The organism is Niveispirillum lacus (assembly GCF_002251795.1).
Taxonomy (GTDB): domain Bacteria; phylum Pseudomonadota; class Alphaproteobacteria; order Azospirillales; family Azospirillaceae; genus Niveispirillum; species Niveispirillum lacus.
On sequence record NZ_NOXU01000023.1, the window covers coordinates 14,119 to 26,338 of the forward strand.

General features: G+C 62.6%; 10 protein-coding genes. 4 read left to right on the forward strand and 6 right to left on the reverse strand.

The annotated features are described in order from the left end of the window. Positions 1-101: 101 nt before the first annotated feature. The 6 genes from CHU95_RS04985 to CHU95_RS05010 all read right to left on the reverse strand — a co-directional run bounded on the left by CHU95_RS04985 (position 102) and on the right by CHU95_RS05010 (position 8,195). Positions 102-2,000 (reverse strand): outer membrane protein assembly factor BamB family protein, encoded by a 1,899-nt coding sequence (locus CHU95_RS04985; protein ID WP_094454352.1) that lies wholly within the window; start codon positions 1,998-2,000, stop codon positions 102-104. 39 nt (positions 2,001-2,039) lie between these two features. Continuing rightward, on the reverse strand, positions 2,040-2,900 hold the full coding sequence (locus CHU95_RS04990) for an SDR family oxidoreductase (RefSeq protein ID WP_094454354.1): 861 nt from the start codon (positions 2,898-2,900) through the stop codon (positions 2,040-2,042). Between the two features lie 3 nt (positions 2,901-2,903). Further along, the gene (locus CHU95_RS04995) at positions 2,904-4,106 is read right to left on the reverse strand and encodes an acetyl-CoA acetyltransferase (protein WP_094454356.1); all 1,203 of its coding nucleotides are present in this window, start codon (positions 4,104-4,106) and stop codon (positions 2,904-2,906) included. A 12-nt stretch (positions 4,107-4,118) separates the two neighbouring features. Beyond that, the gene (locus tag CHU95_RS05000; RefSeq protein WP_245837880.1) at positions 4,119-5,576 is read right to left on the reverse strand and encodes a 3-oxoacyl-[acyl-carrier-protein] synthase III C-terminal domain-containing protein; all 1,458 of its coding nucleotides are present in this window, start codon (positions 5,574-5,576) and stop codon (positions 4,119-4,121) included. An 87-nt stretch (positions 5,577-5,663) separates the two neighbouring features. After that, the gene (locus CHU95_RS05005; protein WP_094454358.1) at positions 5,664-6,884 is read right to left on the reverse strand and encodes an aromatic ring-hydroxylating oxygenase subunit alpha; all 1,221 of its coding nucleotides are present in this window, start codon (positions 6,882-6,884) and stop codon (positions 5,664-5,666) included. 126 nt (positions 6,885-7,010) lie between these two features. Further along, positions 7,011-8,195, reverse strand: a complete 1,185-nt coding sequence (locus CHU95_RS05010) for a CaiB/BaiF CoA transferase family protein (RefSeq protein WP_094454360.1) — start codon at positions 8,193-8,195, stop codon at positions 7,011-7,013. 319 nt (positions 8,196-8,514) lie between these two features. On the opposite strand from CHU95_RS05010, the gene CHU95_RS05015 reads away from it, so the two are divergent. From CHU95_RS05015 to CHU95_RS05030, 4 genes are read left to right on the forward strand one after another with little or no spacing between them, the layout of a single operon-like run. Then, complete coding sequence (locus CHU95_RS05015; RefSeq protein WP_094454362.1) at positions 8,515-9,915, forward strand: aromatic ring-hydroxylating dioxygenase subunit alpha; 1,401 nt, start codon at positions 8,515-8,517, stop codon at positions 9,913-9,915. Further along, a complete protein-coding gene (locus tag CHU95_RS05020) occupies positions 9,912-10,223 on the forward strand; it encodes a putative quinol monooxygenase (protein ID WP_094454364.1) in 312 nt (103 codons plus the stop codon). The genes CHU95_RS05015 and CHU95_RS05020 overlap by 4 nt, the downstream gene beginning before the upstream one ends. Next, positions 10,220-11,872 carry a class I adenylate-forming enzyme family protein gene (locus tag CHU95_RS05025; protein WP_094454366.1) on the forward strand — a complete coding sequence of 551 codons (1,653 nt, stop codon included), beginning with the start codon at positions 10,220-10,222 and terminating at the stop codon, positions 11,870-11,872. Before CHU95_RS05020 ends, CHU95_RS05025 begins: the two co-directional genes overlap by 4 nt. A 15-nt stretch (positions 11,873-11,887) precedes the next feature. Next, complete coding sequence (locus tag CHU95_RS05030; RefSeq protein WP_094454368.1) at positions 11,888-12,178, forward strand: putative quinol monooxygenase; 291 nt, start codon at positions 11,888-11,890, stop codon at positions 12,176-12,178. Positions 12,179-12,220 lie beyond the last annotated feature (42 nt).

A 12,220-nucleotide genomic window follows, 5' to 3' on the forward strand; every position in this document is an offset into this window, starting at 1 on the left:
CCCAAACCCCAAGGGGCATCAGATCAAAAACAAACCCCCTCCCGGCGTCGACCGCCAGGAGGGGGCGTTGAGTAACTGGAACCGGGTGGCTGAAAAAGCCGTTATTTCCCGTCCACGCCGAACACCAGCAACGCATTGCCAGGCATCTTGAAATAAAGCCCATAGCCGGAATTCAGCACCAGATGGCCATCGCCGATGGCGGGGCCGGACCCGCTCATCGAGCCCCCCTTGGCCTCTACACCATTCACGGCCATGACCGGCTGGGTCGTGTCATATTTCCAGACAATCTTGCCCGTGGCCCCGTCATAGGCACGGACCCAGCCATCGGAATGACCGGCAAAGACGATACCGGGCATGGCGGTGATCGCCGCCGTGATGCCGGGATCACAGAATTCGCGGCCCTGGCAGACATCCTCCGCCGGATGGCTCCACAGCAATGCGCCGGACGCGCCATCCACGGCGTAAAGGCCGGGGCGGGGCGGTTCGGTCGGTGTGCTGCCGTCGCGGGCATTGGCCATGTCATAGATCGGCACATAAAGCCGCGAACCTTCCGCCGCCATGCCGAAATGCACCCCGCCCTGCACCCCGCCGCGCCCGACACGCGTGCTCCAGCGGATGGCGCCGGTATCAGGGTCAAAACCATGCACGACACCGCTTTTCTGGCCGCCCAGCAACACCTGTCCGCCACCGGGCAGGTTGGCCAGGATGGGTGAGGCAGCGTAATCCAGGTCCGGACCGCGTTCGGTGGGGCAATTGGGGTGGTCCCCCATCATGCAGGCCACATTCCAGGCATCACGCGCCACGGTCTGGCTGACCCAGCGCCGCTGCCCGGTCTTCAGGTCGAAGGCCATGATGGCATCGCTGTTGCTATCGGCCGGGCTGGAGTAATTCTCCCCCGATCCGACATAGAGCACACCCCGCGCGGCATCCACGGCCGGGCTGTTCCACACCGGGGCACCGGAGGCCGCCAGAATGGCCGTGCCGACACTGGTTGTGCCTTTCTGGGTGGGTTCATCGGGGATTGTGTGGCTTTTCCAGATGGGGGTGCCCGACGCGGTATCCAGGGCCGCGACCGCCCCCCGGAAAGTGCAGCAGGGATAGGCCGGGTCGGCGGCCGCCGTGACCTCCAGCGAGGATACGGGCACATACAGCCGGTCATTGAACAGGGCCGGAGTGCCAGTGATGGTGGCGCTGGAATGGTCATCGACCTTGGTGACCCAGAGCTCCTTGCCCGTCAGGGCATCCAACGCATAGGCCCGTGCCATGACATCGCCAAAATACAGCTTGGGCGCCGTCTGGGTGGTTTCCACCACGATGCCGGTTCGCACCTCGGCCCGCGCCTTGTAGGACCAGCGCACGCAGCCGGTTTCCAGGTCGAACGCATAGACGGTGCCGTCCTTGCTGCCCACAAACACCGCTCCCAAACCGATGGAGGGCTGGGAGCGGGCCCGCATAGCGTTGGGGAAAGCAAAGGCCCATTTCAGGCGCAGCTTCGGCACCTCGGCCGCCGTCAGCCCGGCCACATCACCAGGCACAAACCGGCTGGTATCATGGCCCCAGCCCACCGGGGGGGCCGGACGCGACAGATCAAAATTTGCCGCTGTGCCCACACATTGCCGGGGTTTCGGTTCGCTGGCGAAGGCCTCCAGTTTCTGGCGCGACAGATATTCAGCGATATGCTGACGCTGTTCGGGCGACAGATGGGCAGCCTGTGGCTGCATGATGCCTTCATTCATGGCACTGTACAGCATGGCCGGCGTCATCATTTCCAGCCATGTCCGATGCGGCGCCTTGTAGACCCCGCCCTGGTGGCAGCCGGCGCAGTTTTCCTGATACAGCGGCGCCCCCGGCAGTTTTTCCGGGTCGGCGAAGGCATCACGGCCCGATTGGAACTGATCGGTGGATGTCACCCTTTCCCCACCCGGCGGGGCCGCCAGGGACGTACCGCCGACCAACAGGGCGACAAGGCCCAGCAATCCGATACCCACACGCCCGACCATGGCGTTGCCTCCCGTTTGTTTGTTTTTTCGTCAGGACCGTCAAACCACGTTGAAATAGTCCGGCACACCGCCGGGCCAGACGGTGCCCCACATCTGCATGCCGCCATCAATGGTCAGCATCTCGCCCGTAATGAATTTGCCAGACGGGGCAACCAGATAGACCACACCCTCGGCCACGTCCCAGGCATTGCCCATGCGGCGCATCGGGTTGGTGTCGGCAAAGCGCTTGGTGGCCTCTGGCGGATAGACGTTGAAACCTTCGGTCGCCACGGTGCCCGGCGCCACGCAATTGACCCGGATCTTCAGCGGCGCCCACTCGGTGGCCACGGTCTTGGACAGGTAGATCACCCCGGCGCGCGCCGCACAGGTGTGGGCCGCCTGCGGCATGCCGCGTTCGACATAGGCCACAATATTGACGATGGACCCCGCCTCTCCCCGGTCGCGCCAGCGCCTGGCGGCGGCCTGCATCATGTGCCAGGTGCCGTTCAGGTTGGTGTCGATAACGGCGTTCCAGCCCTTTTTGGAAAAGTCGATCGCCGCCTGCGGGAACTGTCCGCCGCCATTATTGATGACATGGTCGATGCGCCCGAATTCCGCGATGGTGCGGTCCATCAGCGCATCCACTTGGTCGGGATCACGGATGGTCATGGGCATGATGGCGATCTCCCGGCCCAGCAGGCGGCGGATGCCGTCGCGCGTCTCGGCCAGCTTTTCCTCCCGCCGGCCACAGATCATCACCTTGGCGCCCAGCCGCGTGAACAGATAGGCCATGGCCTTGCCCATGCCGCTGCCCCCGCCTGACAGCACCACCACCTGGTCCTCCAGCAGGTCCGGGCGATAAACGGTGGGCAGGCTGGCCAACTCTTCCTCGCTGAAGCCCCATTCTCTGGTTTCGGTCATGGCTTATCCCTCCAGCCGCCCGATAATGGCGACCGATGTGATGTTGCGGTTGGGCAGGCCGCCCAGATTGTGGGTCAGGCCGAAGCGCGGATCGGGCAATTGCCGTTCGCCCGCGCGCCCCTGAAGCTGCAGATAAATCTCGTAGACCATGCGCAGGCCCGTGGCCCCAATCGGGTGGCCGAAACATTTCAGGCCGCCATCAATCTGACAGGGGATCTTGCCGTCGCGGTCAAAGAACCCGTCCATCACGTCGGCAACGGCCCCGCCTTCCGGCGACAGGCCCAGATCCTCCATCACCACCAGTTCGGTGACGGAGAAACAATCATGCACCTCGATCAGCGACAACTCCGCCCGCGGGTCCTTGATGCCCGCCTCCTCATAGGCGCGTTTGGCCGCGATGCGGGTGGTCAAGGTGTAAGACCCGTCCCAGGAGCCATGCGCCAGTTCCACCCCGTTGCTGGGGGCCAGCTGCAGCGCCTTGACGGTCACCGGATTATGCTTGCCCAGGGATTTGGCAATCTCCGGGGTGGTGACGATGGCACAGGCTGCCCCGTCCGATACCCCGGCGCAATCAAACAGGCCCAACGGATAGGCCACCATGCGCGCATCGAGAACCTGCTGCTCGGTGATGGGATTGCGCAGATGCGCCTTGGGGTTCAACGCACCATTGGCGTGACTTTTCACCGAAATATGGGCCATGGCGCGTTTCAGGTCGGCCATGTCCGTCCGCGTGCGCGCGGCATAGGCGGCCCCCAACTGGGCAAAGCCGCCGGGGGCGGTGTTCTGCGGCAGCCAGAGATCCTCAAACGTGCCCTTGGTCCGCTCCGGCAGGCCGCCGAAGCCGGTATCTTTCAGCTTTTCAACACCCATGGCGATGGCGATGTCACAGGCCCCGGCCGCCACGGCATAGACGGCGCCGCGCAACGCCTCCGTCCCCGTGGCACACAGATTTTCCACCCGCGTCACGGGGATGTTGGGCAGACGCAGGGCCATGGACAAAGGCAGGGCGGATTTGCCCACACTCTGTTCATCAAAGAACACGCCCATCCAGCCGGCCTGGATATCGGTCTTGGCGATGCCGGCATCCTGGATACATTCCTGAAACGCTTCCAGCATCAGGTCGTCAGGTCCGGCATCCCAGCGTTCGCCGAAACGCGAACAGCCCATGCCGATGATCGCCACCTTGTCGCGGATACCCTTGGCCATGTGCCGAACCCCTTAAACCGTGGTGGCGACGGCGGGCGTCGCTTTCCAGAAATACCGGCGGAAGCCGCGCTTCTCGTCATCATCCTTCAGGCGGAAGACAAGGCGGACCGGCAGGCCGACCGACAATTGTCCGGCCTGGATATCGGTGAATTCCATCATCACATTGGCACCATTGGCGAACTGGACATTGCCATAGGCCAGCGGTGGGCAGGGGGTGAAGCCCAGCCAATCCTCGGTAAAGGTCTTGACGGCCGCCGGTTCATCGGCCAGCCGGACCGGCGTTTGTGTATTGAATGCGCCACAGGCCGGGTTCACACAGGCGCGGGTGCGCGGGAACTGCACACAGCCGCACGAACCACAGCGCCCGCCGGTCAGCCCATTCACCATGTCGCGCTTGCGATAGGCCACCGTATGGGCCGTGCGCTTGTCATGTTCGGCCCGCATGCCGAAATGGATATCCACCATCCCGGAAAAGGACAGGTGCTTCAGATAGCGATCCTCTGACTGCCGCCGCGCCAGCCAGCCGGCAACCCCGGTGGCCGGGATGAAATCGGCCAGCGCCGGCGTGGTGCGCAACAGGATGGCATCCGCCCCCTGGCCATAGCCAACCAGCAGAACAATCCGACCCGGCGCCGTACGGCCCAGGATATCGGCCAGCATCAATAGCGGATGTGCGGCACCCGTATCCCCGACGGTGGCCGCCAGCGGGTCAACCACGCTGTCAGGGCGCAGGCCCAGCTTCGCCGCCAGCGTCACCTGGATCTTGGCCTGGGTGCCGGGCAGGATGAAATGATCCACCTGATCGGCACCGATCCCGGCCTTCGCCAGTGCCCCCTGAACGACGGCGGGCACAATCTTCAGATAGCCCTCATCGCGTGCCCACCGTTCCTCCAGAACGTAATCAGCAATCTCGCCTTCCGCCCGATAATGGTCCACCAGATCGCGGAACAGGCTGTGCCCGCCCAGGAACTCGGCGATAACGCCCGGTCCCGACCCCACCGTGACGGCGGCGGCCCCGTGGCCATAGGTGAAATCCTGTACAGAGCCAGGCCGGGCCAGCCGTCGGTCACCCGCCGTCAGCAGGGTGGTGCCCGACTGTTCCAGCGCGGCCAACAGCGCGCTGGTCGCGGCGCGCAGACTGCCGGTCGCATCAGCAGGGCGCGTGGTCTCTCCCAGGCCGAGGGCGTCAGTGATCAGGCCGGCATTGGAGCGGTCCTGAAAGGGCAATGTGGTGGACGCAAAGACCAGTCGGTCGGGGCAAAGGGCACGGGCGGTCAGCAGATCGCGGGCGGCTTCCACCGCCATGGTCAGGCTGTCCTCATCCCAGTTGGCCATAGCCCGTTCACCCTTGCCCTGGGCGGCAAGGTTAGGGTCCAGCCAGTCCAGTGCAACCGCCATTGCCTTACGCGACAGACGCAGACGGGGGATATAGGCGCCAAAACCAGTGATGCCGATCGGGTGTTGGGTCACTTGGATGGGACCTTTCGGAAATGGGCGCTGACGCTGCCTTTCTCGCGCGTCACCCCTGCTTTCCCAGGGGTGACGCCTGGGATGGGCTTACGCCGCCTTTGTCGCCTCGATGAACTTACCCAGCACCTGCGCCACCCGCAGATGGTCGGGCACCGCATCGCCGATGCGACGGTCCAGTTCTTCGTGCCAATGGTAAATCCGGCGTTCCTGATAATTCAGGGAAATGCCCGTGAAGCCGCCGCTTTCCACCGATTTCTGGATGCTGTCGGCAAATTGGGTATCCTCTTCCAGGATACGGTCAAAATTGCTGATGCGCGTTTCCCAGATTTCAGGGCGCGGACCCTCGCCCCAGTCGGGGGAGAACCAGCACACCTCAATATACATGCGCCTGATATCAATGGGCCAAAACACGATGAAGGGCATGCCCGTCGGCGCGGGGGGGACTACGATGTTCGGATAGACATTGATCGACACGTTGGCCGTGCGCGGGATCTCACTCACCGTCGGGATGTCGGGCAGACCCTTGGTACCCGGGTCCTGCCAGTCGGGGCGGCGGTTGGGGGTGATCATGCGCGAATGGCCGCCTGGCCACAGGGTCATGAACGACCCGCGATGGTCCAGGAAGCGATCCACCGTGTTCTGGTGGATGGATTTCAGGTGATAGACTTCCAGAAACGCATCCAGCAGAACCTTGACGTTACAATTCACCACCACCCCATGCCGGTCCGCCAGACGCAGGTTTTGTGGCTGAAACTCCGACAGATCTGGGACGACGGGGGCCAGATAGTCCATCAGCGGCCCGGCATTTTCATCCATGTTGATGAAATGCCAGTTGCCGAAATTCTCGCACCGGACCTCGATCAGCGATTTGCACTTCAGGTCCAGCCCGACAAAGTCACGTTTGTCGCGCAGATTGATCAGGTCGCCTTTCAGATTATAGGTCCAGCCATGATAGCCGCAGACCATGCCGCGGCCCTTGCCCTTTTCTTCCGTCACCACCGGCGCGCCCCGGTGACGGCAGGTATTGTAGAAGCAGCGGATCTTGTTATCGTCGCCGCGCACAAAGAACAGAGGATCGCCCAACCGGTCCCATTTCAAAAATGACCCAATCTCCGGCACCTCATCGGCGTGGATGGCATAGACCCAGGTCCGCCGCCACAGGGCCTGACGCTCCAGTTCATAAAAATCTGGATCGACATAACGCCCAGAGGGAATTTCCGGCAGCGCCGGAAAACCATCCGGTGGGCCCTCCCGCGTGGATTCGTAATTCATGCCGGCTTTGATACGGTCGATTTCCAGGGCGTCCATGGTCCTTCCCTTTCCTTCTCTGTCTTCACCCCTGTTCCGTCCTGGGGATAACGGAATAAGCGGGCGCGCATTTTCCGCATACATAGCAGATCGCTCTGCATACAGAAAGCATGTATTTTGTGTACGTCAAACGATCCTGGCCGAACGCAGGGCTGCAATCGCGGCGGCGTCATAGCCCAGTTCGCGCAGGATCACCTCGGTATGCTCACCCACTGTGGGCGGGCGTGACCGGATACTGCCGGGGGTTGCCGACAGGGTGACGGGGGGGCCGGCCACTGGGGCTGGATGTGGCAGGCCGGGATAATCCACCGGCTGCAACAGGCCCAAGGCCTGCACTTGGGCATGGTCCAGCACCTGCTGGGGTGACAGGACGGGGCCACCGGGAATGCCCGCTGCCGCCAGGGCCTCCATCGCCTCATCGGTGCTAAGGTTTCGGCACCAGTCAGCCATGCGGGCGCAGAGAATCTGGTTATTGTCGCCGCGCGCCTGATCGCTGGCGAAGCGTGGATCGGCTTTCCATTCAGGTTCGCCCACCATGTCGCACCAGCGTGCAAACAGGCCGTCGCCCACCGTATGGATCAGGACATGGCCGTCCGTGGTGGCGAACACGTCCGACGGTGCGGATGTCTGGACCCGGTTGCCGGTGCCGACCCGGTTGATGCCGGTCACCGCCTGTTCCACCAGAAAGGCGTTGAACAGGGTCACGCCGGTGGACAGCAGGCTGGCCTGGACAGACTGTCCCCGGCCGGTGGCCCGCTTCTCCATCAGCGCTGCCATGGCGCCCAGGGCAGCAAACATTCCGGTACCGAAATCAACATAGGGTGCGCCGGCCTTCATGGGCTGTTCGGGCGTGCCGGAAAAATACATGGCGCCCGACATGGCCTGCCCGACCCCATCAAACCCCCCGCGCGCCGCCCAGGGGCCCGCGGCACCAAAACTGGAGATCAGGACCGGGATGATGTCAGGCTTGATGGCGCGCAGGCTGTCTTCATCCAGGCCCATGGCAGCCAAGGCCGGCGGCGGCAGGTTGGCGACAACCACATCTGCTGTGGCCACCAGACGCCGCACCACCTCGCGCCCCTCCGGCTTGGTCGGGTTCAGCGTCAAGGAGCGTTTATTGACGCCCATCTGCAGCCATCCCGCCCCTTCGCCCGTGTCAGTCACCGGGGTGATGAACCGGTCCTCGCCGCCGCCCAAACGTTCGACGCGGATGATTTCGGCACCGAAATAACCAAGTAGGGTGGCGCAGTATGGCCCCGCCACATACCGGCCGAAATCCAGAACCCGCACCCCGTTCAGAACCTGTGACACGTTCCATCCTCCCCCGCCGGTCTCCCCGGTCTATTGCTGTGCATACAGGATATAGCCAGTTTCAGTAAATCTGCAAGTGCGCATAAAGTGAGTGTTTCTGCGGATTTTAGCGGCGCTCGCATAGCCACGTATGTCGCACCGCAGCAAAAATCGGCGGTTCCGACTTTTTAATTTTACACACAAAAGGCATTGTGTGTATATTTTTCCAAACCAAACGGGATCGGTTTGGGCACTCGCCCTTTGTCGGCAATGTTGCGACCTGCGCACCCCACCCCCCGACAAGAAGTTCCTGGGAACCCGCGATCTGGGAGGATCATCCATGGATGGGATCAGTTCGTCTTTTGATTATCGCAAGGGCTGGTCGGTCAATCCGAAGGCCAAGCCGGGTGATATCGACGCCAAGGCGCCCTTCATTGACAATGGCACCGAAAAATTCGACCCGGCCCAATATTACGACAAGGGTTGGATGGCGCAGGAATGGGACAAGCTGTGGACCAAGACCTGGCTGATCGCTTGCCCGTCCAGCGATGTGCGCGAGGAAGGGGATTTCGCCACCTTTGAGATCGGCAACGAGAATATCGTGGTGGTCCGGGGTGATGATGGCCAGGTGCGCGCCTTCTATAATGTCTGCCCGCACCGGGGTAACCGGTTGGTGCATACGGCCCTTGGCAGCCTGTCGAACGGATTTGCCTGTTCATTCCATAGCTGGAAATTCAACCTGGATGGCAGCCTGAAAAGCATCACCGACCGCGAGACGTTCCGGCCAGAGGTGGTGTGTCACAATCCGGGCATGAGTGCAGTCAAATGTGAGGAACTGGCCGGTCTGGTGTTTATTTCCATGAACCCGGACGCGCCCGACCTGCGCACCTGGCTGGGGCCGGTCGCGGCGCATCTGGAAAGTTACCAGATCGACAAGATGCATGTGGTCCGTCAGGTGCGCAGTGAATGGGCTGCCAACTGGAAGATTGGTGTCGATGCCTTTTACGAGGTCTATCACCTGCATGCGGTCCATCCGGAAACCCAGGGCGTGATGGAGGATTATTTCGTCCAGTACGACCTGTTCCCCAATGGCATGAGCCGGATGTGCATTCCGTTCTACCGGCCCAGCCCGCGCGTCCCCGACCAGTTGGGCGTGAATGAGGGGCTGAAAATGATGATGCCCGATGCCGCGCTCGACCCGGCCGGCTTCACCGGCACCGCCCAGGAAGTGCGTGAGGCGGCCCAGAAGGCCAAGCGGGAGCGGGCTGAACGGCTGGGTCTGGGCTATGAGAAACTGACCGATGCGCAATTGACCGACAGTTTTGCGTATGGCCTGTTCCCCAATGTGCAGATCGGCTGCCATCCCGAAGGCGTGTTCCTGATGCGATTCATCCCGCATCCGGACGATCCCGAGCGTTTTTTCTACGATATCACCATCCTGTTCCGGCCCGTGGGAGCCGTGGCGGAAGCGGCGGGCAATTATGATGTGCCGGCCTGGATGGGCCTGCCGGAAGGCACGGACATTTCTGGTCGGGTGCGGCCGGATTGTGTGCATGTGCCGCTGGGTGAACCGGCCAATCTGGGGCTGGTGCTGGATCAGGACAGCGAGCTTCTGCCTGTGGTGCAGCAGGGCCTGCGGTCGCGCGGTTTCAACGGCATGCTGTTCGGCGAGCAGGAGCAGCGCCTGCGTCATTTCCATGTCGAACTGAACCGCTACATGGCGGCGGGGGAGCCGCGATGATCTTCTTCATCAGCCGATTTACGGTGAAGCCGGACTGCGAGGCGGAGTTCATCCGCCTCGCCACTTCCCTGACGGAAAAGGTCCGGGCCCATGAGCCGAAGACCCTCTATTACGCCTTCTACCGGGCCGACGGCCCCGGTCGCTTTGTTGTCGTGGAAAGTTTCCCCGACGAGGCGGCAGAACATGAGCATCAATCCACGCCCTGGTTCACCGAGATTGTGCCGCAGATGATCCCGTGTTTCGACGGGCCCTATGTGCGGGAATATTTCCATCCGCTGAACGCATCCGTGAAAGGATCGACGGCATGAGCAAGGCCGACCAGTTCATCCATGCCACCACGCTTGGCGACCTGCTTTTGTCGGCCGCCCGCACCTGGCCCGACACGGACGCGCTGATCTTTCCCGATGAAAGCCTGACCTATCGTGATCTGGCTGCCCGCGCCATGCGCCATGCCAAGGGGCTGATGGCGATGGGCATCAAGCCCGGCGACCATGTCGGCGTGCTGCTGCCTTCCTGTATCGAGTTTGTCGATATCCTGTTCGGCGTGGCCCTGGCCGGTGGGGTGACGGTGCCGATCAATGCCCGTTACCGGGCACATGAATTGGCCTATGTCACCGACAATGCCGATCTGGTCACCATCATCACCACCGAACAGGTTGCCGATCAGCTTAACTTTATCGACCGGTTGTGTGAGGGATTGGACGGTCTGGCTGACCAGACAGACCCGATGGCCCTGGGTCTGAAGGGTTGTCCGCGGTTGCGGTCGATCATCCTGCTGGGCGATGGTGGCCGGCAATTTACCGTCACTGCCGACCAGTTCGGCGCCCTGGCGGACACGGTGACGGACGAGGCCGTGCATGAACGCCGCGCCTTTGCGCGGGTGCGCGCGCCGGGGATCATCTTGTACACCTCCGGCACCACGTCCAACCCCAAGGGCTGCCTGATCAGCCATGAAGCGATTGTCCGCACCTCCCAGGCGTTGGCCGAGCGGTATGAGCTGACCGACCGCGACCGGTTCTGGTCGCCGCTGCCCCTGTTCCATATCGCGGCCATCCTGCCGCTGGTCGCCATCTATGCCAAGGGCGGCACCTATCTGTCGATGCAGCATTTTGATGCCGGCGTGGCGCTGAAAATGCTGGAAACACATAAGGTGACGGCCACTTACCCCTGTTTTGCGCCCATCATGGTGGACCTGATCCACCATCCGGACTTTGCCACCACCGATCTGTCATCCGTGCGCCTGATGAATTCGTCGCTGGCGGTGCAGACAGGGGCGATGAAGGAGATGTTGGCCAAGGCCATGCCCAACTGCATCCAGGTCGGCACCTATGGCCTGTCAGAGGCAGCGGGCACCGTTTGCACCAGCAGCCTTCACGACCCCTACGAGGTGCGCACCACACGGCTGGGCCGGCCTTTGCCGGGGATCGAGGTGAAGATCGTCGATGCCTTTGGTGAGACCCTGCCGGCGGGTCTAAAGGGCGAGATCCTGGTGCGCAGCCCTGGGCTGCTGGACGGCTATTACAAGGACCCGGCGAAAACGGCCGAGGCGCTGCAGGGCGGCTGGCTGCATACGGGCGATGTCGGGTCGCTGGATGCTGACGGCAACATCATGTTCCATGGCCGCACCAAGGACATGCTGAAGGTCGGCGGGGAAAATGTCGCCGCGGCGGAGATCGAAGCCTATATCGGCACCCATCCGGCGGTGAAAATGTGCCAGGTGGTCGGTGCGCCCGATCCCCGTTTGGTGGAGGTGCCGGCCGCCTTCATCGAACTGCATCCGGGCAGCGCGCTGACGGCGCAGGAAGTGCTGGATTATTGCCGCGGCAAAATCTCCAGCTTCAAGGTGCCGCGCCATGTGCGGTTTGTGACCCAATGGCCGATGTCGACCAGCAAGATCCAGAAATACAAGCTGCGTCAGCAACTTGAAGCGGAACTGGCGGCCGGGGCCGCCGCCTGACCGGAAGGAATGCCCATGTATACCATCGTCGCCAAACTTTACGTGAAACCCGAGAAGGAAGCGGAATTCGTCGCCGCCATGTCGGCACTAACCGACAAGGTCCTGGCCAATCAGCCCGACGTCACCGTCTATCTGTTCAAGAAAATCCGCGGCCGCGACCACGCCTATGCTGCCATTGAACAGCACCCGTCCCAGGATTATTTCCGCGACGTCCATTGCACCACGCCCTGGTTTCAGGAACTGGTGCCCGTGGTGATGCCGTGCCTGGCCGAACCGATGGTGCTGGAGGAGTTTGACGATCTGTAAGGGGCAGTGGACGAGGCAAAGCCGCCCGGCATCCGGCGGCAA